Annotated in this window: 23 protein-coding genes; 11 read left to right on the top strand and 12 right to left on the bottom strand. The window is 64.0% G+C overall.

The genetic code is table 11. The annotated features are described in order from the left end of the window. Positions 1-32 precede the first annotated feature (32 nt). From ACHWUQ_RS16380 to ppa, 8 genes are all read right to left on the bottom strand, one after another. Positions 33-1094, bottom strand: a complete 1062-nt coding sequence (locus ACHWUQ_RS16380) for an ABC transporter permease (protein ID WP_239811888.1) — start codon at positions 1092-1094, stop codon at positions 33-35. Between the two features lie 9 nt (positions 1095-1103). After that, a complete protein-coding gene (locus ACHWUQ_RS16375) occupies positions 1104-2678 on the bottom strand; it encodes an ABC transporter ATP-binding protein (RefSeq protein ID WP_394681771.1) in 1575 nt (524 codons plus the stop codon). A gap of 137 nt (positions 2679-2815) precedes the next feature. Beyond that, positions 2816-3820, bottom strand: coding sequence for a BMP family protein (locus ACHWUQ_RS16370; RefSeq protein WP_394681770.1), 1005 nt, complete (start codon positions 3818-3820; stop codon positions 2816-2818). Between the two features lie 401 nt (positions 3821-4221). Further along, complete coding sequence (locus tag ACHWUQ_RS16365) at positions 4222-4560, bottom strand: hypothetical protein (protein ID WP_239811885.1); 339 nt, start codon at positions 4558-4560, stop codon at positions 4222-4224. Positions 4561-4577: 17 nt separating this feature from the next. Further along, positions 4578-4976, bottom strand: a complete 399-nt coding sequence (locus ACHWUQ_RS16360; RefSeq protein ID WP_312409028.1) for a phage holin family protein — start codon at positions 4974-4976, stop codon at positions 4578-4580. A gap of 109 nt (positions 4977-5085) precedes the next feature. Beyond that, entirely contained in the window at positions 5086-5403 is a 318-nt protein-coding gene (locus ACHWUQ_RS16355; RefSeq protein ID WP_133856071.1) for a YqjD family protein, read from the bottom strand. Positions 5404-5628: 225 nt separating this feature from the next. Further along, entirely contained in the window at positions 5629-6741 is a 1113-nt protein-coding gene (locus ACHWUQ_RS16350; RefSeq protein WP_394681769.1) for an NAD(P)/FAD-dependent oxidoreductase, read from the bottom strand. 138 nt (positions 6742-6879) lie between these two features. Continuing rightward, complete coding sequence (ppa, locus tag ACHWUQ_RS16345; RefSeq protein ID WP_239811882.1) at positions 6880-7407, bottom strand: inorganic diphosphatase; 528 nt, start codon at positions 7405-7407, stop codon at positions 6880-6882. A gap of 266 nt (positions 7408-7673) precedes the next feature. Between ppa and ACHWUQ_RS16340 the strand changes: the two genes are divergently transcribed. The 5 genes from ACHWUQ_RS16340 to ACHWUQ_RS16320 all read left to right on the top strand — a co-directional run bounded on the left by ACHWUQ_RS16340 (position 7674) and on the right by ACHWUQ_RS16320 (position 13282). Further along, positions 7674-9107: an aldehyde dehydrogenase family protein gene (locus ACHWUQ_RS16340; RefSeq protein ID WP_239811881.1), complete on the top strand. Its 1434-nt coding sequence runs from the start codon at positions 7674-7676 to the stop codon at positions 9105-9107. A 238-nt stretch (positions 9108-9345) separates the two neighbouring features. Beyond that, positions 9346-9975, top strand: a complete 630-nt coding sequence (locus ACHWUQ_RS16335) for a DUF2889 domain-containing protein (protein ID WP_394681768.1) — start codon at positions 9346-9348, stop codon at positions 9973-9975. 444 nt (positions 9976-10419) lie between these two features. After that, the gene (locus ACHWUQ_RS16330) at positions 10420-11403 is read left to right on the top strand and encodes a TRAP transporter substrate-binding protein (RefSeq protein WP_312528386.1); all 984 of its coding nucleotides are present in this window, start codon (positions 10420-10422) and stop codon (positions 11401-11403) included. Positions 11404-11487: 84 nt separating this feature from the next. Next, complete coding sequence (locus ACHWUQ_RS16325; protein ID WP_312528384.1) at positions 11488-11994, top strand: TRAP transporter small permease subunit; 507 nt, start codon at positions 11488-11490, stop codon at positions 11992-11994. Continuing rightward, a complete protein-coding gene (locus tag ACHWUQ_RS16320) occupies positions 11987-13282 on the top strand; it encodes a TRAP transporter large permease (RefSeq protein ID WP_394681767.1) in 1296 nt (431 codons plus the stop codon). The genes ACHWUQ_RS16325 and ACHWUQ_RS16320 overlap by 8 nt, the downstream gene beginning before the upstream one ends. Positions 13283-13344: 62 nt before the next feature. Here ACHWUQ_RS16320 and ACHWUQ_RS16315 read toward each other — a convergent pair whose 3' ends face one another. The 3 genes from ACHWUQ_RS16315 to ACHWUQ_RS16305 form a co-directional block, all read right to left on the bottom strand. Next, positions 13345-14235 carry a LysR family transcriptional regulator gene (locus ACHWUQ_RS16315; protein ID WP_312528379.1) on the bottom strand — a complete coding sequence of 297 codons (891 nt, stop codon included), beginning with the start codon at positions 14233-14235 and terminating at the stop codon, positions 13345-13347. Between the two features lie 82 nt (positions 14236-14317). Continuing rightward, complete coding sequence (cycA, locus tag ACHWUQ_RS16310) at positions 14318-15721, bottom strand: D-serine/D-alanine/glycine transporter (RefSeq protein WP_313334237.1); 1404 nt, start codon at positions 15719-15721, stop codon at positions 14318-14320. Positions 15722-15853: 132 nt separating this feature from the next. Then, positions 15854-16465, bottom strand: coding sequence for a hypothetical protein (locus tag ACHWUQ_RS16305; RefSeq protein WP_394681766.1), 612 nt, complete (start codon positions 16463-16465; stop codon positions 15854-15856). 196 nt (positions 16466-16661) lie between these two features. Between ACHWUQ_RS16305 and ACHWUQ_RS16300 the strand changes: the two genes are divergently transcribed. The 5 genes from ACHWUQ_RS16300 to mmsB all read left to right on the top strand — a co-directional run bounded on the left by ACHWUQ_RS16300 (position 16662) and on the right by mmsB (position 21428). Next, a complete protein-coding gene (locus ACHWUQ_RS16300) occupies positions 16662-18185 on the top strand; it encodes a CoA-acylating methylmalonate-semialdehyde dehydrogenase (protein WP_394681765.1) in 1524 nt (507 codons plus the stop codon). A gap of 68 nt (positions 18186-18253) precedes the next feature. Continuing rightward, positions 18254-18679: a lysozyme inhibitor LprI family protein gene (locus ACHWUQ_RS16295; RefSeq protein WP_394681764.1), complete on the top strand. Its 426-nt coding sequence runs from the start codon at positions 18254-18256 to the stop codon at positions 18677-18679. An 80-nt stretch (positions 18680-18759) separates the two neighbouring features. Beyond that, positions 18760-19926: an acyl-CoA dehydrogenase family protein gene (locus tag ACHWUQ_RS16290; RefSeq protein ID WP_394681763.1), complete on the top strand. Its 1167-nt coding sequence runs from the start codon at positions 18760-18762 to the stop codon at positions 19924-19926. A 43-nt stretch (positions 19927-19969) separates the two neighbouring features. After that, positions 19970-20461, top strand: a complete 492-nt coding sequence (locus ACHWUQ_RS16285) for a TfoX/Sxy family protein (RefSeq protein ID WP_394681762.1) — start codon at positions 19970-19972, stop codon at positions 20459-20461. 7 nt (positions 20462-20468) lie between these two features. Next, positions 20469-21428, top strand: coding sequence for a 3-hydroxyisobutyrate dehydrogenase (gene mmsB / locus ACHWUQ_RS16280; protein ID WP_312836503.1), 960 nt, complete (start codon positions 20469-20471; stop codon positions 21426-21428). Between the two features lie 28 nt (positions 21429-21456). Here the strand turns inward: mmsB and ACHWUQ_RS16275 are convergent, their stop codons facing one another. Then, on the bottom strand, positions 21457-22758 hold the full coding sequence (locus ACHWUQ_RS16275; protein ID WP_394681761.1) for a glutamate carboxypeptidase: 1302 nt from the start codon (positions 22756-22758) through the stop codon (positions 21457-21459). 125 nt (positions 22759-22883) lie between these two features. On the opposite strand from ACHWUQ_RS16275, the gene mnmC reads away from it, so the two are divergent. Then, positions 22884-24902, top strand: coding sequence for an FAD-dependent 5-carboxymethylaminomethyl-2-thiouridine(34) oxidoreductase MnmC (gene mnmC / locus ACHWUQ_RS16270; protein WP_394681760.1), 2019 nt, complete (start codon positions 22884-22886; stop codon positions 24900-24902). Positions 24903-24985 lie beyond the last annotated feature (83 nt).

The following is a 24985-nucleotide window of genomic DNA, read 5'->3' as shown; positions in this document are numbered from 1 at the left end:
GCTTTGTTTTTGGGGTTTCAACATCGCAGATCTCACTTTCTGCGCAAGCGGTATTGGGTCATCAGGCTGGCCACCAGCACCGACAACAGCGAGGCCGCGACGATCACATCGGCAATCGCATTGGGCACGCCTACCGCTCGGCTCATGCTGTCGGCCCCCACCAGCATGCCAGCCACAAACACGGCCGAGGCCACCACACCCAGCGGATGCAGCCCTGCCAGCATCGCGATCACGATGCCGCTGTAGCCATAGCCGGGCGACATGTCCAGAGTCAGGTAACTGGTGCGGCCCGCCACCTCGATGGCGCCGGCCAGGCCTGCAAGACCGCCCGACAGCAGCGCCACCAGCACCACGGTGCGGGTCACCGGCACGCCGGCAAAAGCCGCTGCCCGGGGGTTGGCACCTGCGGCGCGAATGTCGAATCCCGGCACCGCCCGCTGCAGCAGCAGCCACAGCGCCACGGCCAGGCCAACGGCAATCAGCAGGCCATTGTGCAAACGGGTCTGCGCAATGAGCTTGCCCAGTTCCAGGTCGCCCTGCAGCGCCACGCTCTGCGGCCAGCCCATCGCCATCGGGTCTTTCATCGGGCCATCGAGCAGATAGGATACTGCCAGCAGCATGACAAAGTTCAGCAGCAACGTGGTGACCACCTCGTCCACACCCAGCTTGGTCTTCATCAACGCAGGGCCCAGCAGCAAGGCCGCGCCGGCCAGTGCGGCGGCCAGCAGCATCAGCGGAAACAGCAGATAAATGGGCAGCTCAAAGCCGGTGCCGCCATGCATGCCGCCCACGGCCACAGCCGCCACCGCACCGGCATACAGCTGGCCTTCGGCACCAATGTTGAACAGCCGCGCCCGGAAAGCCACTGCCGCGGCCAGGCCGGTCAGGATCAGCGGCACAGCGCGCGTCAAGGTCTCGGACAGCGCAAACAGCGAGCCAAAGGCCCCTTTGAACAGCGCCAGATAGGTCGCACCAACGGGCGCGCCGGCCCACAGCACCAGCAAGCCGCTGATGGCCAGGGTAAATACAACGGCCCCCAAGGGCGCAGCCACCATGGCCAGCTTCGACGGGGTTGCTCTTTTTTCTATACGCATGGCAGTCTCTCAGCGCTGGTGCACAGGCGCTGTCATAGGGGATCCGGCCATGGCCAGACCGATGGTCTCGCGGCTCCAGTCCGCAAAAGGCAGCACGGGCGACAGGTGGCCCTCGTGCATCACACCGATGCGGTCACCCAGTGCCAGCACCTCGTCCAGATCGTCCGAGATCAGCAGCACCGCAGCGCCGGCATCGCGGGCCGCCAGCAGCTGCTGGTGCACAAAGCGCACCGCGCCAATGTCCAGCCCCCAGGTGGGTTGGTGCGCCACAATCAGGCGTGGCGCCATGCCCTCGGCGCCTTGAGGTGCCAACAGCGCCCGGCCCAGAATCAGTTTTTGCATATTGCCGCCCGACAGCGAGCGGGCCGGCGCATCGAGCCCGCCACCGCGCACGTCGAACTGCCGGGACACATGCTGGGCCTGGCTGCGCGCCTGCGCACGGCGCACCCAGCCCCAGCGCGAGAACCAGGGGCTGCGCAGCCGCTCGGACACCGCGTTTTCCCACACCGGCAAATCACCGACCACGCCGGTGCCATGCCGGTCTTCTGGGATACGGGCCACACCCTGGGCGACCAGGGCCACGGCCGACGCTGGCATCGGCGCGCCCAGGTACTGCACCGTGCCCTGGCCCGGGCGGCGCATGCCGCAGAGCATATCGGCCAAAGCCACCTGGCCATTGCCCGAGACACCGGCGATCGCCACCAGCTCACCGGCCTTGAGTACCAGCGATACATCGACCAGGCGATCGCGCGCGGTGGACTTGGCCGAGGCCGTGGTGTGCACATGGCGCAGGCTGCAGACCTCGCCGCCCACCTTGGCGGCAGGTTGGCGCTCGGGCAGGCTCACCGCCTCGCCCACCATCCACTGCGCCAGCTGCGCCTGGGTGCTGCCGGCAGTCGGCGCCTCGGCCACCAGCTTGCCGTGCCGCAGCACGGCCACGCGGTCGGCCACACGCAGCACTTCGCCGAGCTTGTGGCTGATGAAAATGATCGACAGTCCCTGCGCCACCATCTGGGACAAGGTCGCAAACAGCGCCTCGCTCTCCTGCGGGGTCAGCACGGCGGTCGGCTCATCCAGAATCAGGATCTTGGCGCCCCGGTACAGCGCCTTGAGGATTTCCACCCGTTGGCGCTCACCCACCGACAGGCTGCCCACCCGCGCATCCGGGTCCACCACCAGACCAAACTGGCGCGCGACCTCGACCAGCTTGGCACGGGCCTGGCGCTTGGCCGACTGCAGGCGCAGCAGCGATTCGCTGCCCACGATGATGTTGTCCAGCACACTCAGGTTGTCGGCCAGCGCAAAGTGCTGGTGCACCATGCCGATGCCGGCAGCCAGCGAGGCACGCGGCTGGCCCGGCGGCAGCGGCTGGCCCCTCACCGTGATCTCCCCCTCGTCGGCCACATAGTGGCCAAACAGGATCGACATCAACGTGGATTTGCCCGCACCGTTCTCGCCCAGCAGGGCCACCATCTCACCCCGGTGCAGGGTCAGCGAAATGGAATCATTGGCCACCAGGGGGCCAAAACGTTTGGTGATGCCATGCAGCTGGAGCACGACAGGAGAGGAGCTTGGAGGAGACATGGGCAAAGGGGCCGCTGGGTTCGCTGGGCAGGCGGCGGGGCCTGCCAGCGGGCACAAAAACAGCCCCGGCAAGTGCCGGAGCTGGAAGTGGAGGCGCCATGCCAGTGGGCACAGCGCCTATGCAATCCAAGCCCGGCTTACTTGGCCGTGGACTTGGGTTGCGAGTCGTCGACCTTCACGGTGAACTTGCCCGACAGGATGTCGGCCTGCTTGGCCTGCACCTTGGCGATCAAGTCTGCGGGCAGCTTCTTCTCGAAGGTGCCAAACGGTGCCAGCGACGAGCCCTTGTACTTCATCATCGAGTACGGGCCGTAGTCCTCAGCCTTGTAGCTGCCGTCCTTCACCGCCTTGATCGCGCGCTCCACGCTGGGCTCCATGTGCCACAGCGCCGAAGCCACCACGGTATCGGGGTACTGTGCCTGGGTGTTGATCACGTTGCCGATCGCCAGCTTGCCCTTCTCCTTGGCCGCATCGCTCACACCAAACCGCTCGGCATAGAGCACGTCCGCACCCTTGTCGATCATCGCAAAGGTCGCTTCCTTGGCCTTGGGCGGGTCAAACCAGCTGTTGATGAAACTGACGGTGAACTCCACCTTGGGGTTCACTTCCTTGGCACCCGCCATGAAGGCATGCATCAGGCGGTTGACTTCCGGAATCGGGAAACCGCCGACCATGCCGATCTTGCCCGTCTTGGTCATGCCGCCGGCCACCATGCCCGTCAGGTACGCAGGCTCCTGGATATAGTTGTCGAACACACTGAAATTGGGCGCCTGGACCTTGCCGGACGAGCCCATCACAAAGGCGGTCTTCGGAAAGTCCTTGGCAACCTTGCGAGCAGCCGCTTCCACGCCGAACACCTCGCCAAACATCAGCTGCGCACCGCCCGTCGCGTACTCGCGCATCACGCGCTCGTAGTCCGCATTGGCGACGTTCTCGCTGGACTTGTACTCGATCTCGCCACGCGCCTCGGCCGCCTTGAGCGCCTCATGGATGCGGCTGACCCATTGCTGTTCATACGGCACGGTGTACACCGCCGCGACCTTGACCTTGGTCTGCGCCCAGGCCGGTGCAGCCGACAGGCCGGCCAGCGCAAGGGGAAGCGCAGCCAGACAGGTTTGAACAATACGACGCCGTGTAGTCATCAAGAAACTCCTTAGGGGTGAGATCCACCTGCGATCAAGTGGGCGGGCGAGAGAAGCAAGTTCTGTACCGTGTCTTGCGCCGCTGCGGTGCACAGGCCCCTGCTTGCTCCATTTTGAGGAGCAAACATGCGTCATGGGCCGTCCGTTGCAGCACCAGCAACACCGATCACAGCGCAAAAAACAAGTGCACCACGCAATGCGTATATACACAGCGCGCCGCGCATTCTACCCAGATAAGCGGGGCTTGACAGCGTATTTTCGCGATGCCATCGCAGACAGCAAGCGGACTGTCCCTATTGCCGGGACTGTGCCCGTGGCTGTAGCACGAAAAAAAACCGCCATGCGGTAAAGCATGGCGGTCTCCAGGGAGCCAAAGGTGCGAGGCTGCGCTCGCGTGCAGCCTAATGGCTGCGGCGCAATTTCATCACGATGGGCATCGCGATCGAGGCCATGCGAATCAGCTTACGGGGGCCCAGCAACAGACCCGCACCGACCAGACCGGCACATACCAAAGGATGCTCACGGCCAAAGTTGATCAAGCGCTCTGCCAACGTGCCATAGGCCATGGGGTTGTGCTGGCCTCCGGCAGCATCTCTGCGCAGCGTGAGTGCCTGCTGGCGCGCCAGGCGGCGGCCTTCGAGACGTTCACGCTGGTTCTCTATACGCTGCAGCACTTCTCGCGCTTGCGGATCCGTGGCCTGCAGCAGCACCAGATCAGCGTCCTTGCTTGCATTGCTCATAGCGTTGGTCACCTGCATTATTTAAGACGGCCCTTGACCGCTTGCCAGTCCTGGCGCAGCACGGTCTTGGTCAGCTGGAAGGGATTGGCGGCTTTCTTCGTCGTGAAATACAGGAAAGCCAGAACACCCAGCCACAGCACCAGCCAGACACCAGCCACCAGCCAGGTGGCGAGCATGCGGTTGGGCGTATCCCAGAACGAAATGATGATGGCGCCCGACAGCACCGTCAGCGCGACGATGGTCAGGCCTGCGACCACCAAACCCATCAGTACCAGCCAGATCAGGTTTTTCTTCTGCTCCTGCCATTCAATGGCCAGCAGATCCATTCGGTCTTCAGCCGCCATGGCGCTTTCAGACAGCAGCGCGCGAAAGCGCAGCAGCATGTCATCCACGCCCAGCACAGACAACCAGTTCATGGACTCTCCTCGTGCATATGGGGCACCGGGGTGCCCCTTGTTCTAGGTCTTGGCCCGGCGGGCCAGGCCAGTGCGGCTATGGTGCCGGCAACCGGCCATCGGGCGCAGCTTAGCGGCGCGAGAAGATAAAGCCGATCAGCGCGCCTACGGCCAACGCTGCGCCAGCAACGCGCCATGGCTCATCGTGGGCATAGCGGTCTGCGGCCAGTGCGGCCTCCTTGGCTTGACGGGCAGCTTCCTGGGCTGCGCGCACTGCACCTTCACGGGCATCGCCAGCGGTGTCTTCCAGGCGCTGGCGCAGTTGCTTGATGTCCGGCACGCCGTCCAGGTCCTTGCTCGACAGCACGCCGCGCAGATCGCTCACCAGTTTTTCCAGATCAGCCTGGGCATTCTCAACGGTATCGCTCAGCAAATTGGATTTACGCATATTCATCATCCTTTTCTTGGTCAGGCTACAGGAAAGTTCCGCAGACGCCGTGCAGCGCAGACAATGGCTGCGGCATGGCGTTAGCTCCGTTACATGTTAACGGAGAAAGCGGCGCTGCCGGGTTCAGATATGCACCCCTGCCTGTCAGAAGATTCCGACTATCGCGGTACAAAAGCGTCTATTTGTAGTTTTCCCAGCACAGTCCACGCGGGGCGTAATCCATGCCTATGCCCCAGGCGCGGCCACTTCCCGGGCCACGGCCTTCGCAATCGCCAGGCAGCTGGTCAACCCCGGAGATTCGATGCCCAGCAAATGGAAGAGACCAACGGCGCCATGCACATCCGGGCCTTGCAGTACAAAGTCGGCATCGGGCTCGCCAGGGCCGCTGATCTTGGGCCGGATGCCGGCGTAGCCGGCTGCAAGCGCACCCTCCTGCAGCGCCGGCCAGTAGCGGCGCACGGCCGCGTAAAAGGCCTCGCCACGGGCGGGATCAACGACCAGGTCCTCCGGGCTTTGCACCCACTGCACATCCGGGCCAAACTTGGCCTGACCACCCAGGTCCAGGGTCAGATGCACGCCCAGGCCACCGACCTCGGGCACCGGGTAGATCAGATGCCTGAAAGGCGCGCGGCCCGACAGCGTGAAGTAGTTGCCCTTGGCGTAATGGGCGGTCGGCAGCTGCGTCAGGTCTGCGCCTTCAAACTTGCGCGCCAGATCGGGCGCCCACAGGCCGGCAGCATTGACCACGGTCGTGGCCTGCAGCTCGGTGCCATCTTCGGTGCGCAGCAAGATACTGCCCTCGTCGCAGCGGGCGGCAGCCAACGGGCTGTTGAAGACCACCATGCCACCGGCATTTTCCAGGTCGCCTTGCAGGCTGAGCATCAGGCCGTGGCTGTCGACAATGCCGGTACTGGGCGAATGCAGCGCCGCCACACATTCCAGCGCGGGCTCGAGTGCCCGGGCCTCTTCGCGGCTGAGCAGCACCAGGTCATCGACGCCATTGGCAGCGGCATGGCGGGCAATGTCCTGCAGCTTCGCGCGCTGTGATTCGGACGTGGCCACAATCAGCTTGCCGCTGCGCTGGTGGTCAATACCTCGCTCCTGGCAGTAAGCGTACAGCAGCGCCTTGCCCTCCACACACCAGCGCGCCTTGCGCGATCCCTGGGCGTAGTAGATGCCGGCATGGATCACCTCGCTGTTGCGCGAGCTCGTGCCCGTACCAATGGCATCCTGGGCCTCCAGCACCAGCACTTCCCGCCCCGCCAAGGCGAGCTCACGGGCGACAGCCAGCCCCACCACCCCTGCACCAATCACCACGCAATCGACGACATCAACCACTTGCTCGCTCCTTCGCTTTTTTGTATGCCTGCCAGCTTAGCGCCTGGCGCATCGCCCAAAAGCAAAAAGCCGGTGAAAAACCGGCTTTTGTCAGCATGGCCTGGCGAGGGCCGCAAGGCCCCAGCAGGCGGCACCTTCTTACTTCTTGCAGTTGGCGATGCCGTCGAGGATTTCCTTGTGCGCTTCGTCCACGCCCTTCCAGCCCAGCACCTTCACCCACTTGCCCTTTTCCAGGTCCTTGTAGTGTTCGAAGAAGTGCGAGATCTGCTGCAGCACCAGGTCATGGATATCGCTCAGGTGGTTGATCTTGTCGTAGGAAGGCAGCAGCTTCTGCGTGGGCACGGCCAGCACCTTGCCGTCCACGCCGGACTCATCTTCCATCTGCAGGATGCCGATCGCGCGGCAAGGCACCACCACACCGGTAGGCAACGGGAAAGGCGTCATCACCAGCACGTCCACCGGGTCGCCGTCGCCCGACAGCGTCTGGGGCACATAGCCGTAGTTCACGGGGTAGTGCATCGCGGTGCCCAGGAAGCGGTCCACAAACACGCAGCCCGAATCCTTGTCCACTTCGTACTTCACAGGAGCGGAGTTGGCCGAAATTTCGATCACAACATTGAAGACATCAGGGGCCTTGGAGCCAGGGGTCAGTTTTTCGAAGGACATGCGATTCCTATGAGGTCAATTGAATGGAGGGCCGGCAGCACGCAAAAAATCGGCCCGCCAGCGGCAAAACCCCGTGATTTTAGGTGCATTGGCCCGCCATCGCCCAAAAAGTGCCAACAGGCTGCTCAAATGGGCTGGTCAAACCCGTGACAACCGCGGGCTCATCCCGGTAGGCGCTGGCCCATTCCTGCGCTATCGTGGTGGCCGTTTCGAGCCTGCCAGCTGGCAGACTCCGCCGCCTATTGCACCCAGAACGGAACAACGCCATGCAATTGCATTACATCGCCAACGCCTCTGTGCCCTCGCTGTCGGGCAAGACCATCCCCGTCCTCGACCCCTCTGACGGCCAACCCTTTGATGAAATCCAGCGTGGCAATGCGGAAGATGTCGACCATGCGGTGCAGGCCGCACGTCTGTGCTACGACAACGTATGGCGCAAGACCAGCCCTGCGGAACGCAGCCGCCTGATGATGCGCCTGTCGGCCAAGGTGCTGGAGCATGCCGATGAGCTGGCCGCCATCGAGCAGCGTGATTGCGGCAAGCCCACGAAGCAGGCCAAGGCCGACGCATTGGCGCTGGGGCGCTATTTCGAGTTCTACGCCGGCGCGGCTGACAAGCTCCATGGCGAGACGATTCCCTATCCCCATGATTTCAGCGTGCTGACCTGGCGCGAACCCCATGGCGTGACCGGCCATATCGTGCCCTGGAACTACCCGATGCAGATCTTTGGCCGCTGCGTGGGCGCCGCGCTGGCGGCAGGCAATGTCTGCGTCGTCAAGCCCTCCGAAGACGCATGCCTGAGCCTCATCCGCGTGGCGCAGCTGGCGGCCGACGTGGGCTTTCCTGCCGGCGCCATCAACATCGTCACCGGTTTTGGCCATGAAGTGGGCGACGCGCTGGCCCGCCATCCCGATGTGGACCACATCAGCTTTACCGGCAGCCCCCGCATCGGCACCTTGATCGAGCAGGCCGCTGCCGAGCGCCACTGCCCCTGCACGTTGGAGCTCGGTGGCAAGAGCCCGCAGATCGTGTTTGCCGATGCCGATCTGGATGCCGCCATCCCGACCATCATCAACGCCATCATCCAGAACTCCGGCCAGACCTGCTCGGCCGGCTCGCGTCTGCTGGTCGAACGCAGCATTTACGAAACCCTGCTGGCACGCCTGGGAAGCGCCTTCGAAGCGCTGCGCGTGGGCCCGGCCAGCCTGGACCTGGACCTGGGCCCGCTGATCCGCCAGACCCAGCAGCAGCGCGTCTGGGATTTTCTGAGCGATGCGCACAACGACGGCATCTCCGTCGTCGCGCAGGGCCAGATCATCGACGAGGCCCCAGAGGGCGGCTACTACCAGGCCCCCACCTTGCTGCGCGATGTGCCCGTGGACCACCGCCTGGCCCAGGAAGAGATCTTTGGCCCCATTCTCAGCGCCATGGCCTTCGACACCGAGGAAGAAGCCATCAAGATGGCCAATGCCACCCAGTTCGGCCTGGTCGCCGGCGTCTGGACGCGCGATGGCGGCCGCCAGTTCCGCGTGGCCAAGCGCCTGCGCAGCGGCCAGGTCTTCATCAACAACTACGGCGCCGGCGGCGGTGTGGAGCTGCCCTTTGGCGGCACCAAGGCCAGCGGCCACGGCCGCGAAAAGGGCTTTGAAGCGCTGTATGGCTTTACCACGCTGAAGACCGTCGCGATCCGCCACGGCTGATACCGGCTCGCAGGCCCTCCCCCACAGCGCCGCCCCTGCTCTGCAGCGGCGGCGCGATTGTTTTTACAATAGAGGGCTCTGCGCAGCCGGCAGCCCCTCTGTCACCTGCTGCACAGACAGCCCGCAGCAACAGCCGCATAGTGATCAACACTGTTGGCATGGCAGCGCAGCGATACCGCGCCGTCTGCACCAAACCGGGTCATTCATAAAAAACAATCCCACCGCGACACCCTCTCCCATGCCTTTGTCTCCCGTCCCCAACCGAGTCCCCAAACATTTGCGCGATGTGCGTTACCGCAGCTTCGAGCGCGCCGACGGGCTCTGGGATGTCGAAGGCGAGCTGGTGGACACCAAGGCCTATGACCTGGTGCTGTCCGGCGAGCGCAAACGCATGGCCGGAGAACCCATTCACCATATGTGGATTCGCTGTACCATTGATACAACACTTACAGTGGTGGCGATCGAGGTCGCGATGGATGCGCATCCGCTGGGCGAGTGCCCGCTGGCCCTGCCCGCGATGCAACGCATGGTGGGCTGCTGCATGGCGCGCGGTTGGCGCAAGGCCATCGAAGCCAACCTCGGCAACATCGAGGGCTGCACCCATATGCGCGAGCTGCTGTTCAACATGGCGACTGCCGCCTTCCAGAGCGTGAACCAGGCCTTTGCGCGCCCCCAATCGGACCAGCCACCCCGCCATCTGGGGCAGTGCAAAGGCTGGGATTTCAATGGCAAAGGGGTCGCCACCATCTACCCCCAATTCATCGGCTGGCAAGCGCCCAAGCCAGGCAGCACCGGCACTGCAGCGGTGGCAACCACTAGCGCCACCCCCGCCGACAAGCCTGCCGGCGACAGCGCCAACAAGGGCTGAACCGCCGCCCTGCTGCACTGCTGCCTCACGCCAGCCACCACCGCGCTCCAGCCGCCGTGGTGGCATTTTTGCGCCTGCATTTCCAGGCTTTAGAGGGCTCTTAAGACTGCCTTAAGGTCATGCTTTGGCGCCCCATGGCCTGTCTGATTTCTCAGCAAACCTAGTATTAACCCTATGACACTATGACGGCAAAAATAATGGGCGTGTTCCATCGAAATCAAAAATCGTTGAACAATTTTTAATACCACATCCCACAAAAGAAATTTTGAAACCTACAAGAACCGACGATTGTTGAAACCCCGTATAGCGTTACTTTGCAATAACTGTTAATTTTGGCAAACAATTCACCAGCATAGCAGTTGCTGCGAGCATTGCTGTGGCTGTTGATCGTATTCATCCCGGGCAGCATCCGCTGCGCCCTATTTGTCTCTAGAAGGAGCCGTCATGAAGCGTCGAATTTTTTGTGCCACCGCCACCCTGGTTGCCAGCGTCGGTTTTGCCACCGCAGCCGCTGCCCAAACCAAATGGGATTTCGCCACGGCGTATGCGCCATTTAACTTCCATTCCAAGAACAATGAGCAGTTCGTCAAGGACGTGGACGCGGCGACCAGCGGCAAACTCAAGATCACGCCCCATTTTGGTGCGTCGCTGTTCAAAATGCCCGAAATCAAGCGTGCCGTGCAAACCGGTAATGCGCAAATGGGCGAGTTCTTTCTGGTGAGCTTCCAGAATGAATCGCAGATCTTCGGCGTTGACGGCCTGCCCTTCCTCGTCAACAACTACGACGACGCCTTCAAGCTCTACCAGGCCCAAAAGCCAGCGCTGCAAAAGCTGCTGGACAAGCAAGGCCAGGTGCTGCTGTATTCGGTGGCCTGGCCACCCCAGGGCATCTACACGAAGAAGCCCATCAACTCGGCAGCTGACCTCAAGGGCATGAAATGGCGCGTCTACTCGCCCACCACCGCCCGCATTGGCGAGCTGATTGGCGCGCAACCGGCCACCGTGCAGGAAGCCGAGCTGTCCCAGGCGCTGGCCACCGGCGTAGTCGATGGCCTGATCACCTCGTCGGCTACCGGCGCCGACAACAAGCTGTTTGAAAACCTGAAGTACTACTACAACGTGCAGGCCTGGATTCCGAAGAATGCCGTCACCGTGAGCAAGAAGGCCTTCAACGCGCTGGGCAAGACCGAGCAGGAAGCGGTGCTGAAGGCCGCTGCTGCTGCCGAAGAGCGCGGCTGGAAGGAATCCAAGGAAGTGGATGCCAAGTCGCTGGCGACCCTGAAGCAAGGCGGCATGAGCATCGAGCAGCCATCGGCCCAGCTCAAGGCTGACCTGGCCAAGGTTGGTGACACCGTCATCAAGGAATGGACCGACAAGGCGGGCGCCGAAGGCAAGGCCATTCTGGACGCCTACCAAGCCTCCAAGTAAGCCACGGCCCCTCTCTATGCAGTCCGCCGGCCTAGGCCGGGTGGGCTGCATAGTCAGCAACCTTTACTGCTTTGAATGACAAGCATGCGCAAGCTACTCAATGGACTGTATGAAGCCTCCGCCTGGCTGGCGGGGCTTTCAATGATCGGCATCCTCGTGATGGTGCTGCTCACCGTCATCAGCCGCCTGTTCGGCTTCAGTGCCCCCGGCACCGATGCCTACGCCGGCTACGCGATGGCGGGAGCGGGCTTCATGGCCCTGGCCAGCACCCTCAAAAAAGGCGAGCATATCCGCGTGACCCTGCTGCTGGGCGCGCTCAAGGGCTCCGCCCTCAAGACCCTGGAAGTGATTGCCTTGGTCATCGCCACCGTGCTGTCGGGCTTCCTGGCGTTCTACGCTTCGCGCCTGGTCTGGCAATCCTGGGAGATCGACGATATCTCGGTCGGCATCGACGCGACGCCGCTGTGGATTCCCCAAGTTTTCATGGCACTGGGTACCCTGGTGTTCTTTATCGCCTTTTGCGACGAGCTGGTGCTGGAGCTGATGGGCAAACGCAAACCTGTGGTTAAAGAGGACGCCCACCATGAATGAAATTACCGCCAGCATTGCGCTGATCGTGGTGCTGCTGATCCTGCTGGGCGGCGGCGTCTGGGTGGGTCTGACCCTGGCCGGTGTCGCCTGGTTCGGCATGGAGTTCTTCACCGCCCGTGCGGCTGGGGACGCGATGGCCATGACGATCTGGGGATCGGCCAGCAGCTGGACCTTGACGGCGCTGCCGCTCTTTGTCTGGATGGGCGAGATTCTCTACCGCACGAACCTCTCGGAGAGCATGTTCCGCGGCCTCGCACCCTGGGTCAACCTGCTGCCCGGCCGCTTGCTGCACACCAATGTGATTGGCTGCACGATTTTTGCGGCAGTGTCTGGCTCGTCGGCCGCCACCTGCGCCACCGTCGGCAAGATGAATGTGCCCGAGCTGATGAAGCGCGGCTACCCCGAGAACATGGTCATCGGCTCGCTGGGCGGCCCTGCCACCCTGGGCCTGCTGATTCCGCCATCGATCATCCTGATCGTCTACGGCGTGGCCGCGGAGATGTCGATCTCCAAGCTCTTCATGGCCGGCGTGCTGCCCGGCATCATGCTGGCGCTGATGTTCAGCGGCTGGATCGTGTTCTGGGCGCTGCTCAACCCGAACAAGATTCCCAAGGCTGACAGCACGATGAGCTTCAAGCAAAAGCTCCACGAGTCGCGCCACCTGATCCCGGTGGTGCTGCTGATTGCCTCGGTGATTGCCAGTATTTACACCGGCATTGCAACGGCGACCGAAGCAGCTGCCATCGGTGTGGTGGGCTCGCTGGTGCTGTCTGCAGCCCAAGGCGCGCTGACCTGGAAGAACTTCAGGGACTCGCTGTTTGGCGCCACGCGCCTGTACTGCATGATCGCGCTGATCCTCGCCGGCGCTGCGTTCATGACCTTGTCGATGGGTTATATCGGCCTGCCACGCCAGCTGGCCGAGTATGTCGGCAGTCTGAACCTGTCGCCGGCGATGCTGATCATCGTGCTCGGCATCTTCTACATCCTGATCGGCTGCTTCCTGGACGGTATCTCCACGATCGTGCTGACCATGGGCGTAGTGCTGCCGATCATCCAGGCTGCCGGTATCGATCCGCTGTGGTTCGGCATCTTTCTGGTGATCACCGTGGAGACTGCCCAGATCACACCGCCAGTGGGCTTCAACCTGTTTGTGCTGCAGGGCATGACGGGCAAGCAGATCACCTACCTGGCCCGCGTCTGCGCGCCGTACTTTATGCTGATGGTGCTGGCCCTGGTGATTCTGTGGTTCTTTCCGCAAATCGTCACCGTGCTGCCGAACAACATGTAAACCGCGCGTCGCTGCACAACGAACCGGCTGCCTTGGCAGCCGGTTTTTTTAGGTGCCCGAGGTCAGCACAGCAGCAGGTCCTGCTGCTCCTGCACCGTGGCCTGCAAAAAGCGCCAGACCACCTGGATGCCCGGCACCGAGCGCAGCTCCGGCGGCATCGACATCCAGAAAGTGCGGGTGAACTGGGCCTGCTCGGGCAGCACGCGCTGCAGCAGCGGATCCTTGTCGGCCAGAAAGCCGGGCAGCACCCCCAAGCCTGCACCGGTGCGCACGGCGGTGTATTGCGCCAGGATGCTGGTGCTGCGGAAGCTGAAGCGCTGCGGTGCGCTCAGGCTGTCGAGAAACTGCAGCTCCTTGGTGAACAGCTGGTCATCGACATAGTGCACAAAGCGGTGGCTGGCCAGGCCTTCGGTCGCGGTGATCAGCGGATGGCGGGCCAGGTATTCGCGCTGGCCATAGAGATATAGGCGGTACTCGGTCAGCCGGCTGGTCACGACGGTATCGCGCACCGGGCGCTCCAGCGAGATGACGATGTCGGCTTCGCGGCGCGAGAGCTGGAGCATGCGCGGCACGGCCAGCAGGTCAATCGTCAGCAACGGGTAGCGCTGGGCCAACACGGCCAGGTGCTTGGCCAGCACCTGGGTGCCAAAGCCCTCGGTCACGCCGATGCGCACCACGCCGCTGGGCGTCTCGGCGCCTTGGCTGGCGGCAATCGGCGCAATGCCGCGCGCAATCTGGTCCATGGCCTCGGCCCGTGGCTGCAACTGGCGGCCGGCATCGGTCAGCTTGTAGCCGCTGCCCTCGCGGGTGAACAAGGTGGCGCCGAGCTGCTTTTCCAAAGCCTGGATGCGGCGCGACACCGTCGTGTGCTCCACGCCCAGCGCCTTGGCCGCACCCACCAAGGTGCCTGCCTGCACCAAGGCCCAGAAAAAGCGCAAATGATCCCAATCCATGCCAGCCCCTTGTCGATGTTGCACAGCATTATTGTGCAAATTTGCAACAGGGGCAGCAGTGAGGCAGCGTGCCTGGCTCCGATCAGCCCTGTTTGGCGCGCTTGCGTTGCCAGGCGTAGGCCAGGCCCAGCAGCACAAACCAGGCCGGCGTGGCGATCAGCGCCTGGCGCGTGTCCAGCTCCAGGCTGAGCAGCACGAGCACGGCGGCAAAGAAGGCCAGGCAGACCCAGCACATGAACACGCCGCCGGGCATGCGGTAGCGGGAGGCCTCATGCAGCGCCGGGCGCTGCTTGCGGTAGCTGATATAGGACAGCAGGATCAGCGACCAGACAAACATGAAGAGGATGGCCGAGACCGTGGTTACCAAGGTGAAGGCTTCCACCAGGTTGGGCACCACCCACATCAAAAACGCACCGCCCAGCAGGCAGACGCAGGAGAACAGCAGGCCGCGCGAAGGCACGCTGCTGGCCGAGAGCTTGCCAAACGAGCGCGGTGCATCCCCTTTGAGCGCCAGTCCAAACAGCATGCGGCTGGTGGAGAACACGCCGCTGTTGGCCGATGAGGCGGCCGAGGTCAGCACGACAAAATTGATCACGCTCGCTGCGGCAGGCAGGCCGGCCAGCACAAACAGTTCCACAAACGGGCTCTTGCTCGGAACCACATCACGCCAGGGGGTGACGGCCATGATGGCGATCAGCGCGCAGACGTAGAAGATGATGATGCGCACCGGAATCGAGTTGATCGCGCGCGGCAGGGTGCGGTGCGGGTCCTTGGCTTCGGCGGCTGTGGTGCCCACCAGCTCGATACCGACAAACGCGAACACCGCAATCTGGAAGCCGGCAAAAAAGCCCATCGCCCCATGGGGGAAGAGCCCGCCATCGTTCCAGAGGTTGGCGATACTCGCCTGGCGCCCGGCTGGCGAGCTGAAACCGGTGCTGACCATGTACAGGCCCGTGCCCACCAGCGCGACGATCGCGACGATCTTGATCATCGCAAACCAGAACTCAATCTCGCCAAACAGCTTGACGGTCAGCAGGTTCAGCGACAGCAGCAAGGCCACGCAGGCGATCGCGGGTGCCCACTGGGGCAGATCAGGCCACCAGAACTGGGCATAGGCGGAGATCGCAATCACATCGGCAATGCCGGTGATGATCCAGCAGAACCAGTAGGTCCACCCGGTGAAAAAGCCAGCCCAGGGGCCCAGCAGGTCGTCGGAGAAATCGATGAAGGACTTGTACTGCAGGTTGGACAGCAGCAGCTCACCCATGGCCCGCATCACAAAGAACAGCATGATGCCGATGATGGCGTAGACCAGCACGATCGACGGACCCGCCAGGCTGATGGTCTTGCCCGAGCCCATGAAGAGGCCCGTGCCGATGGCGCCGCCGATGGCGATCAACTGGATATGGCGGTTGCTGAGATTGCGTTGGAGATCGTCGGTGCCATGCTCGGCCCTCGATTGCTCCGCTGGGGCCTGTTTGTTCATAGAGTAGAGCGCCGGGCGTTAGCGAAAAAGATAGTGCGCTCAGCCCAGCTGAAGCTGGCACGCACCGCGAAGGTGCGCAAGGATAAAACAGCGTTACACCGCGCAGGGCCAAAAGGTTATTTTGTTGCGCAACTAATTGTGCAAAGTCAGCAGTTTGCCGCCCACCCGTTGGGCCAGGCCCTGCAAAGGCGCAACAGCGCTGCTTTCCAACACAGACAGCGGATAACTATCGCTATCGATGTCGATGCAGACCAAGCTCAGTCCCTGGCGGCGCAGGCAGTCACCCGCTTCCTGCAAAGCCTCATGGTTCAGCGCCTTGCTGCCCGCCAGCACCTGCAGGTCCACACCAGCTTGCTGCACGGTTTTCAGCTGCTGCAGCGCCCAGATGGCGTCGTCCATGCCCAGCTTCCAATCGAGCTCAACGTTCTGCCCACGGCGCTGCAGCCCTTCTAACAGCGCCAGCCAAGGCGTCACATGCTCGGGCTCGTCCATCCCCCGGTTGACCAACGCATCCGCAAAGCGATCAAGGTAGAGCGCCGGCTGCTCGATGGCCTGGCGCACCTCGCTCCACAGTTCAGCGGTATCGTCCAATGCCAGCGCCTGACCCCAAGCCAGGCACAAGGCATGCCAGTCGTCCAGCGTAGGCTCCGAGGGGCGTTCAGGCGCAAGCGCCGGTGCGGTGCTTCCGTCTTGGGCCGGCGGTTTGGCGCCCAACAGCTGACCGATTCTGTCTAACCAACCCATGCAAGCCTCCTTTGCAAAGCCACCGGAACAGTATGCCCCAAGCCGTCTGCAGGAAGGGGGGGTGTGCAGCTTCGCACAGCCATGTGCAGACAACCTCTTGTTTGGGCGAATGCGCACATCTACCATGGGCACCAACGGTAGCTTGCCCGCTGGCAACCTGCCGCCGCTCGTGACCCAGATAACCAGGAGACAAAACATGAACGCACCGCAATCCACCAGCACCTTGGCGCCGACCGTCAAGCTGCTGATCAACGGCCAGTTGGTCGAGTCCAAGACCACGCAATGGCGTGACGTCGTCAACCCTGCCACGCAGCAGGTGCTGGCCCGCGTGCCTTTTGCCACGCCCGAAGAGATCAACGCCGCCGTCGCCAACGCCAAGGAAGCGTTCAAGACCTGGAAGAAGACGCCGATTGGCGTGCGCGCCCGCATCTTCCTCAAGCTCCAGCAGCTGATCCGCGAGAACATGAAGGAGCTGGCCGCCATCCTGACGGCCGAGCAAGGCAAGACCCTGCCCGACGCCGAAGGCGATGTGTTTCGCGGCCTGGAGGTGGTCGAGCATGCGGCCAACATCGGCTCCCTGCAGTTGGGCGAGCTGGCCAACAATGTGGCCAATGGTGTCGACACCTACACCCTGAACCAGCCGCTGGGCGTTTGCGCCGGCATCACTCCTTTCAACTTCCCGGCGATGATCCCGCTGTGGATGTTCCCGATGGCGATTGCCACTGGCAACACCTTTGTGCTCAAGCCCTCCGAGCAAGACCCGATGGTGACCATGCGCCTGTGCGAGCTGGCACTGGAAGCCGGCGTGCCCCCGGGCGTGCTGAATGTGATCCACGGCGGCGAAGACGCGGTCAATGCCATCTGCGACCACCCCGATATCAAGGCGATCAGCTTTGTGGGCTCAACCAAGGTCGGCACCCATGTCTACAACCGCGCATCGCTCAACGGCAAGCGCGTGCAATGCATGATGGGCGCGAAAAACCACGCCATCGTGCTGCCCGACTGCAACAAGGAGCAGTCGCTCAACGCGCTCGCTGGTGCGGCGTTTGGCGCGGCCGGCCAACGCTGCATGGCCTTGTCGGTGGTGGTGCTGGTGGGCGAGGCCCGGAAGTGGATCCCCGAATTGGTCGAAAAGGCCAAGACCCTGAAGGTCTCTGCCGGTACCGAAGCGGGCACCGATGTGGGCCCGGTCGTCTCCTGCCAGGCGCTGTCGCGGGTCGAGGGCCTGATCGAGCGCGGCATTGCCGACGGCGCCAAGCTGGAGCTCGATGGCCGAAAGCCCGCCGTCGCGGGTTATGAAAAGGGCAATTTTGTCGGCCCGACGGTCTTCTCCGGCGTCAAGCCCGGCATGGCCATTTATGACCAGGAAATCTTCGGCCCCGTGCTCTGCATTGCCGAGGCTGCCGATATCGATGAGGCGATTGCCTTCATCAACGCCAACCCCAATGGCAACGGCACAGCGATCTTCACGCAAAGCGGCGCCGCAGCGCGCAAGTTCCAAGAAGAGATCGATGTCGGCCAGATCGGCATCAATGTGCCCATTCCTGTGCCGGTGCCACTGTTCTCGTTCACCGGCAGCCGCGCCTCCAAGCTCGGCGACCTGGGCCCCTACGGCAAACAGGTCGTCATGTTCTACACGCAGACCAAGACGGTGACGGCCCGCTGGTTTGACGACAGCACCATTGCCCATGGCGTGAACACCACGATCAGCCTGAAGTAAGCGGACTTGGCCAACACCGCAGCGGCCCTTTGCCGGACCGCTGCGGTTTTGCGGCGATGATCTGGGCTATGCCCCATTCCTTTGCATTCCGCCCAGCACTGCTGGCTCTGTTTTTTGCAGCCTCGGCTGCCCTCGCGCCGCAGACCGTGCTTGCCCAGGCAGGCGCGGCCTGTGTGAGCGGCGGCAATACCGAGCAAACCAATGCCTGCGCGGTGCAGGCCTTTCAGCAAGCCGATACCGACAACAACATCCTCTATGCCGACGTCATGCGCATTCTGTCGGCGCACGAGCGCCCTGCACTGCGCCGCGACCAGAACGAGTGGATACGCCAGCGCGCGGCCACCTGCAAAAAGCAGCAGGCCGCGCACGAGGCCCAGCCCGACTGGCCGCGCCGCTACCACGAATGCCTGGTGGCCGAAATCGGCAAGCGCAAGAAGGACTTGATGGTCTGGCTGCACGAGGGCCCGCCGCCCGAGCTGCTACAAAAACCATAGCCAGCCGCGTTCACCACAAAACGGTGCTGCCCGGGCCTCGCATGCCCGGCGCAGCGCGATAAGAGACAGGAGACAAGCCCATGGATTTCGAGCTATCAGAAGACCAACGCGCCTTTGCCGACACCGCGCGCGCCTTTGCCCAGACCGAGCTGGCCCCGCATGCCGCGCACTGGGATGCAGAGGCCGTCTTCCCCCGTGAGGCGATTGCCAAGGCCGGCGAGCTGGGCTTTTGCGGCCTGTATGCGCCTGAAAACGCCGGCGGCCTGGCGCTGCCACGGCTGGACGCCACCCTGGTGTTTGAGGAGCTGGCCGCGGTGGACCCGTCCACCACCGCTTTCATCACCATCCACAACATGGCGACCTGGATGCTGGGCACCTGGGCCAGCGATGCCGTGCGCGATGAATGGGGCCCGCTGCTCGCCAGCGGTCAGAAGCTGGCCAGCTATTGCCTGACCGAGCCCGGTGCCGGGTCCGACGCCGCCTCGCTCAAAACCCGGGCGGAGCTGGTCGGCCATGACTACATCATCAACGGCAGCAAGGCCTTCATCAGCGGGGCCGGCGCCACCGACATGCTGGTGCTGATGGCCCGCACGGGCGACGCGCAATCGGGCGCCTCGGGCATCAGCGCCTTTGCGGTGCCTGCGCACCTGGAAGGCATCAGCTACGGCAAGAAGGAAGAAAAGATGGGCTGGAACAGCCAGCCCACGCGCGTGATCAGCTTTGACAATGTGCGCATCCCCGCCTACCACCTGCTGGGCCGCGAGGGCGAAGGCTTCAAGATCGCGATGAAGGGGCTCGACGGCGGCCGCATCAATATCGCCACCTGCTCGGTGGGCGCGGCCCAGGGCGCGCTGACCCAGGCGCAAAGCTATATGCAGGAGCGCAAGCAGTTCGGCAAGCCGATTGCCAGCTTTCAGGCGCTGCAATTCAAGCTGGCCGACATGGCCACCGAACTGGTCGCCGCGCGCCAGATGGTGCGCCTGGCCGCCAACAAGCTCGATGCCGGCGCGCGCGACGCCTCGACCTACTGCGCAATGGCCAAACGCTTTGCGACGGATACGGGCTTCAATGTCTGCAACGATGCGCTGCAACTGCACGGCGGCTACGGCTATATTCGGGAGTACCCGCTGGAGCGCCTGATGCGCGACGCCCGGGTGCACCAGATTCTGGAAGGCACCAACGAAATCATGCGGGTCATCATCGCCCGGCGCATGCTCGATGGAGATGCGCCCGAAGCCATCCGCTGAGCAGGCCCCTGCCCTGCCCCTTCTGCCCAAGCACAATCCCACCATGCCACGCCGCCCTCTGGACCCAGAAACTTTGCGCCTCATCGATGCCGTACGCCTGGCACTGGCCGAGCAAGCCGTGGGTGTCCCGGTGGAAGAGAAAACCATGTTCGGCTGCCATGTGTTCATGGTCGACGGCAAGATGTGCCTGGGCGTGGAAAACGATGAGCTGCTGGTGCGCCTGGCGCCCGACACCCATGCCCAGGTGGCAGAAGTGCCTGGCCTGCGCCCGCTGTCGTCCAAAGGTTTGATGGACGGCTATTTTCTGGTCGGCCCCGCGGCCTACGCCACGCGCGAGGCCTGGCAGCACTGGATCGATGCGGCGCTGGCCTTTAACCCGCGCGCCAAGGCCACACCGAAGAAAAAACCCAAGGCAGCCGCTTCCGATCCATCCGCCAAGCCGCTCAAAAAACCAAAAACCGCCAAGCCGGCTGGCGATGCGGGCCCGGCCCCCGCCGCCCGCAAACGCCACAGCGTGTTTGACAGCGATCTTTGAGTACTGACTGTCATTCGCAACCCTACCAACCGACAAGCTTTGCAATAACACCTTCAAGGAGACAAACATGGCAACTATCGCATTCATCGGCCTGGGCAATATGGGCGCGCCCATGGCCATCAACCTGGCCAAGGCGGGCCACCAGGTGCGCGCTTTTGACCTGAGCCGCGAGGCGGTAGCCAAGGTGGTGGCCGAAGGCGGCAGCGCCGCGACCAGCGCCCAGGAGGCCGTCGAAGGCGCGGAGGTGGTCGTCAGCATGCTGCCCGCCAGCCAGCATGTCGAAGGCCTGTTTCTGGGCAACGGCAGCCAGGCGGGCCTGCTGCAAGGCATTGCCAAAGGCGCGCTGATCATCGACAGCTCCACGATTGCGGCAGCGACCAGCCAGAAAGTGGCCAAGGCCGCACAAGCGCTGGGGATTGGCTTTATCGATGCGCCCGTCTCCGGCGGCACCGGTGGCGCGATTGCCGGCACCCTGACCTTCATGGTCGGCGGCAGCGCAGCAGACTTGGAGCGTGCCCGCCCACTGCTCGAGAAAATGGGCAAGAACATCTTCCACGCCGGCGATGTGGGCGCAGGCCAGACGGCCAAGATCTGCAACAACATGCTGCTGGGCATTTTGATGATCGGCACCAGCGAGGCGATTGCGCTGGGCGTTGCCAATGGCCTGGATCCCAAGGTGCTCAGCGAGATCATGCGGCGCAGCTCGGGCGGCAACTGGGCGCTGGAGGTCTACAACCCCTTCCCTGGCGTGCAGGATGCCAGCGCCGCCACGCGCGGCTACACCGGTGGCTTTGGCACCGACCTGATGCTCAAGGACCTGGGCCTGGCGCAGGAAAGCGCAATGACGGTGAAGGCCAGCACCCCGCTGGGCGGCATGGCGCGCCAGCTGTATGCGGCGCACAGCATTGCCGGCCATGGTGGCGAGGACTTCTCCAGCGTCATCAAGATGCTGCAGAAAAAGGGCTGAATCTCAGCCCTGCTCCGGCGGCCGGTGCTCAGCGCGCGGTCGCCGGATCCGACAGCGCCATCACCATGCGCGCCACCAGGTACAGGCGCGGCGCAATGCAGTCCAGCAGGATGTATTCGCCATACATGTCATGCGCGCCGTAGCCGCACACGCCCATGCCCTCGACCACCCCACCCCGGGTGTTGAGGGCGGCAAAAGCGGCATCGGTGCCGCCGCCCAGCGCCACATCGTTCACATGCAGCGGTATGCCCAGCTCATCCTGGTAGATGGCTTTGGCCTGCGCGGCAATGCGGCGTGCAGCGTCGCTGGCCTGCATCGGCGGGCGGCGCAGTTCAAAGCGGGCCGTCACCTTGCTGCCCTCCAGCAGGCGGTTCTTGATTTTTTCCTGCACCGCATCCTGCAGCGCCTGAAAATCCTGGGCCCGCAGCGCCCGCGCATCGGCCTGCGCTTGCGCATGTGGCGGTATCACATTGCGGGTGGTGCCCGCTTGTGCGATGGTCCAGTTCAGCTTCAGGCCGTTGTCGGGTTGCGACAGGTCGCGCATCTGCAGCAGCTGGTGCGACAGTTCATAGAGCGCATTCACCCCTGCCTCGGGCTTGGCCCCGGCGTGCGAGGATTTACCTTCCACATCCAGGAACATCGCGCCAATGCCGCTGGTGGCCAGGTGCAAGGTGCCTTGCTGGCCACCGCTCTCGAACGAGAAGATGGCATCCTGGTCGCGCGCCAGCGCGCTGATCAGCCGGCGCGAGCCCGGCGAGCTGATCTCTTCATCGCTGTTGAACAGCACGGTGATCTCGCCAAAGCGGTCATAGCCCAGCTTTTGCAGCATGGCAATGCTGTGCAGCACCAGCGCCACCCCCTGCTTTTCGTCTTCCACGCCCAGGCCGTAGACGCGGTCACCCTCGATGCGGAAAGGCTGCTTATCAACATCACCGCGCTGGTAGACGGTGTCCATGTGCGCAATCATCATGATGCGCGACTGGCCCCGTCCCTTGAAGACGGCCTGCACCATGGGGCCGACCTGCTCCGGCGTATCCTCCAGCCGCACCACATCCGTCGCCGGAATGATCTGCACCTCGCCACCGAGTGCTTTCAGCCGCTCGGCGGCGACCTGGGCGATATAGCTGACGCCGCCATAATCGCGGCTGCCCGATTCGATATGCACCAGGTTTTTCAAGGTCGCCAGCATCGGCGTTTGCTCTGCCTGCGCAGCGGCATAGACGGCGGGCTTGGCTTGGGCGGGTGTTTGGGCATGGCCAGGCAGGGTCCAGGCCAGCGCCAGCAACAGGCAGTGAGAGACAAGGGAACGGGCAGACAGTCGATCAGGCATGGGGCGATGATAGTACGGCTTCGACAACAAATTGTCACAAAACCGCCATGAGCGGCGATACCGGCGCTGCAGCAGCCTCCCACTCCCTACAATGCGCATTCTTTGAAAAATGATCTTTGCAAGCCATGACCGAGACCGTGCAATGGATGGCCGACGGCACACCGTACAGCCCCCGCTTTGGCGACCGCTACCACAGCGAAGCCGCCCATGCACTGGCCCAGGCCGAGCAGGTGTTCCTGGCCGGTTGCGGCCTGCCCCAGGCCTGGGCGGGCCAGCCGCAGTGGCGCATTCTGGAGACCGGCTTTGGCTTTGGGCTGAACTTTCTGGTCACCTGGCATGCCTGGCAGCAAGACCCGGCCCGCCCTGCGCTGCTGCACTTTGTCTCGACCGAGGCCTTTCCCATTGCGGCAGCTGACCTCTTGGAGCAAGCGCGCAAGTTTCCCCATCTGCTGCCGCTGGCCGAAGAGCTTGCCGCCCAATGGTGGGGGCTGCTGCCGGGCGTGCACCGGCTGCGCCTGGCCGGTGGCCGGGTGCTGCTCAGCCTGCTGGTGGGCGACAGCCAGACCATGCTGCGCCAGCACGAGCTGGTCGCCGACAGCATCTACCTGGACGGCTTCAGCCCCGCCCGCAACCCCGACATGTGGAGCCTGCACACCCTGAAGGCCGTGGCACGCTGCGCCCGGCGCGGCACCCGGCTCGCCACCTGGACCATCGCCGCCCAGCTGCGGCGCGACCTGGCCCAGTGCGGCTTTGAGGTGCGCAAGGTACCCGGCGTGCCGCCCAAGCGCGACAACCTGCAGGCCAGCTTTGCGCCGCACTGGGAGCCCCGCAAGGCGCCGCTGTGGCCAATGGGCGCGCAGGCCCTGCCAGCGCGGCTCGCCGGCGGTGGCGGGCACGCTGCCATCGTCGGCGCGGGCATCGCCGGTGCGGCTTGCGCGCGCCAACTGGCCCTGCGCGGCTGGCAGGTGACCGTGCTCGATGCCGCCAGCCATCCGGCCGCCGGTGCCTCCGCACTGCCGGCCGGCATTTTTGCGCCCCATACCAGCAGCGACGACAGCCTGCTCTCGCGCATCACCCGCGCTGGCCAGCGCTGCAGTCTGCAATGCTTGCAGCAGCTGCTGCAAGCGGGGCTGGATTGGGAGATGACCGGGGTGCTGGAGCGCCGGCAACTGGGCACGCCGCCCGATGAGACGGCAGCGCATGGCGACGGCCCGGCAGTGCCGGCACGCCGCAGCGCCCATGAACGGCCACCCGCCTGGAGAGACACGCTGGCCGCGCCTGCCGCTGACTGGAGTGACGAGGCCAGCGCCGCCTGCCTGGAGGCGCTGGGCTTGCCCGCTGGCACCCCCGCGCTCTGGCACCCGCGCGGCGGCTGGCTGCGCCCGGCCGCGCTGGTGCAGGCCTTGCTGGACCATCCAGCGATCCGCTTTGTGGGCAACGCCCCGGTGCAGGCGCTCGACGCGCTGGAGACCGCAGAAGGCCCGCCGCAGTGGTCGCTGCGCGACGGCCAGGGCCAGCCATGGGCGCAGGCCGATCTGGTCGTACTCTGCGCCGGGCCGCAATCGGCCAGCATCCGCATCAACGGACAAAGCCTGGCTGCGGCCCCCGCGCTGCAAACCATTCGCGGCCAGGTCAGCTGGGGCAGCTACCCGGCCGGCCAGGCGCCGACTGTCCACCCGCCCGTCAACGGCCATGGCAGCTGGGTGCCGTATTTCCGCCATGGGCAGACCGGAGAAGCGGCCTGGGTCATGGGATCAAGTTTTGAGCGCGGTAAGGCAACACTTCCGCCTTCGGCCGACGATGCCGCCGCTGCGCATGCCGGCAACTGGGCCAAGCTGCAAACCTTGCTGCCGGCCGGCCACCGGCCCGATGCCCAGGCCTTCGCCCAGGCCCGGCACTGGGCCCAGCTGCGCTGCGCATCGGCCGACCGGCTGCCGCTGGTGGGCCCGCTCTTGCCAGCGCAGGCGCTGCAAGCGCTGCCCGAAGGCCTCGCCAGCCCCTGGGTCGCCACGGCGATGGGATCGCGCGGCCTGACCTGGGCGCTGCTCTGCGCCGAACTGCTGGCGGCCCGCCTGCATGCGGAGCCGCTGCCGGTAGCCAACCCGCTGGCCCTGGCGCTGGCCAGCGACCGATACTGCAAATAAGCGGTGTTTGAAAGCCCGTGGTTGCTGCGGCCAGGGCCTTCGCTTCGCCCCGTCTACCGGGCCTGCTACCGCGCCCATATGCC

Source organism: uncultured Comamonas sp., assembly GCF_964277875.1.
Lineage (GTDB): Bacteria > Pseudomonadota > Gammaproteobacteria > Burkholderiales > Burkholderiaceae_C > Comamonas > Comamonas sediminis.
The sequence above is the reverse complement of the archived record's forward strand: the minus strand, read 5'-3'. Positions and strand labels throughout refer to the sequence as shown.

Bases quoted from the DNA above. Each gene is read 5' to 3' on its own strand.
- ACHWUQ_RS16335 (WP_394681768.1), top strand. From the start codon at position 9,346: ATGCCTTTGTCTCCCGTCCCCAACCGAGTCCCCAAACATTTGCGCGAT.
- ACHWUQ_RS16320 (WP_394681767.1), top strand. From the start codon at position 11,987: ATGAATGAAATTACCGCCAGCATTGCGCTGATCGTGGTGCTGCTGATC.
- ACHWUQ_RS16380 (WP_239811888.1), bottom strand. From the start codon at position 1,094: ATGCGTATAGAAAAAAGAGCAACCCCGTCGAAGCTGGCCATGGTGGCT.
- ACHWUQ_RS16330 (WP_312528386.1), top strand. From the start codon at position 10,420: ATGAAGCGTCGAATTTTTTGTGCCACCGCCACCCTGGTTGCCAGCGTC.
- ACHWUQ_RS16275 (WP_394681761.1), bottom strand. From the start codon at position 22,758: ATGCCTGATCGACTGTCTGCCCGTTCCCTTGTCTCTCACTGCCTGTTG.
- mnmC (WP_394681760.1), top strand. From the start codon at position 22,884: ATGACCGAGACCGTGCAATGGATGGCCGACGGCACACCGTACAGCCCC.
- ACHWUQ_RS16300 (WP_394681765.1), top strand. From the start codon at position 16,662: ATGAACGCACCGCAATCCACCAGCACCTTGGCGCCGACCGTCAAGCTG.
- ACHWUQ_RS16295 (WP_394681764.1), top strand. From the start codon at position 18,254: ATGCCCCATTCCTTTGCATTCCGCCCAGCACTGCTGGCTCTGTTTTTT.
- ACHWUQ_RS16290 (WP_394681763.1), top strand. From the start codon at position 18,760: ATGGATTTCGAGCTATCAGAAGACCAACGCGCCTTTGCCGACACCGCG.
- ACHWUQ_RS16305 (WP_394681766.1), bottom strand. From the start codon at position 16,465: ATGGGTTGGTTAGACAGAATCGGTCAGCTGTTGGGCGCCAAACCGCCG.
- ACHWUQ_RS16355 (WP_133856071.1), bottom strand. From the start codon at position 5,403: ATGCGTAAATCCAATTTGCTGAGCGATACCGTTGAGAATGCCCAGGCT.
- ACHWUQ_RS16315 (WP_312528379.1), bottom strand. From the start codon at position 14,235: ATGGATTGGGATCATTTGCGCTTTTTCTGGGCCTTGGTGCAGGCAGGC.
- ACHWUQ_RS16285 (WP_394681762.1), top strand. From the start codon at position 19,970: ATGCCACGCCGCCCTCTGGACCCAGAAACTTTGCGCCTCATCGATGCC.
- cycA (WP_313334237.1), bottom strand. From the start codon at position 15,721: ATGAACAAACAGGCCCCAGCGGAGCAATCGAGGGCCGAGCATGGCACC.
- ACHWUQ_RS16360 (WP_312409028.1), bottom strand. From the start codon at position 4,976: ATGAACTGGTTGTCTGTGCTGGGCGTGGATGACATGCTGCTGCGCTTT.
- ACHWUQ_RS16325 (WP_312528384.1), top strand. From the start codon at position 11,488: ATGCGCAAGCTACTCAATGGACTGTATGAAGCCTCCGCCTGGCTGGCG.
- ACHWUQ_RS16375 (WP_394681771.1), bottom strand. From the start codon at position 2,678: ATGTCTCCTCCAAGCTCCTCTCCTGTCGTGCTCCAGCTGCATGGCATC.
- ACHWUQ_RS16340 (WP_239811881.1), top strand. From the start codon at position 7,674: ATGCAATTGCATTACATCGCCAACGCCTCTGTGCCCTCGCTGTCGGGC.
- ACHWUQ_RS16370 (WP_394681770.1), bottom strand. From the start codon at position 3,820: ATGACTACACGGCGTCGTATTGTTCAAACCTGTCTGGCTGCGCTTCCC.
- ppa (WP_239811882.1), bottom strand. From the start codon at position 7,407: ATGTCCTTCGAAAAACTGACCCCTGGCTCCAAGGCCCCTGATGTCTTC.
- ACHWUQ_RS16365 (WP_239811885.1), bottom strand. From the start codon at position 4,560: ATGAGCAATGCAAGCAAGGACGCTGATCTGGTGCTGCTGCAGGCCACG.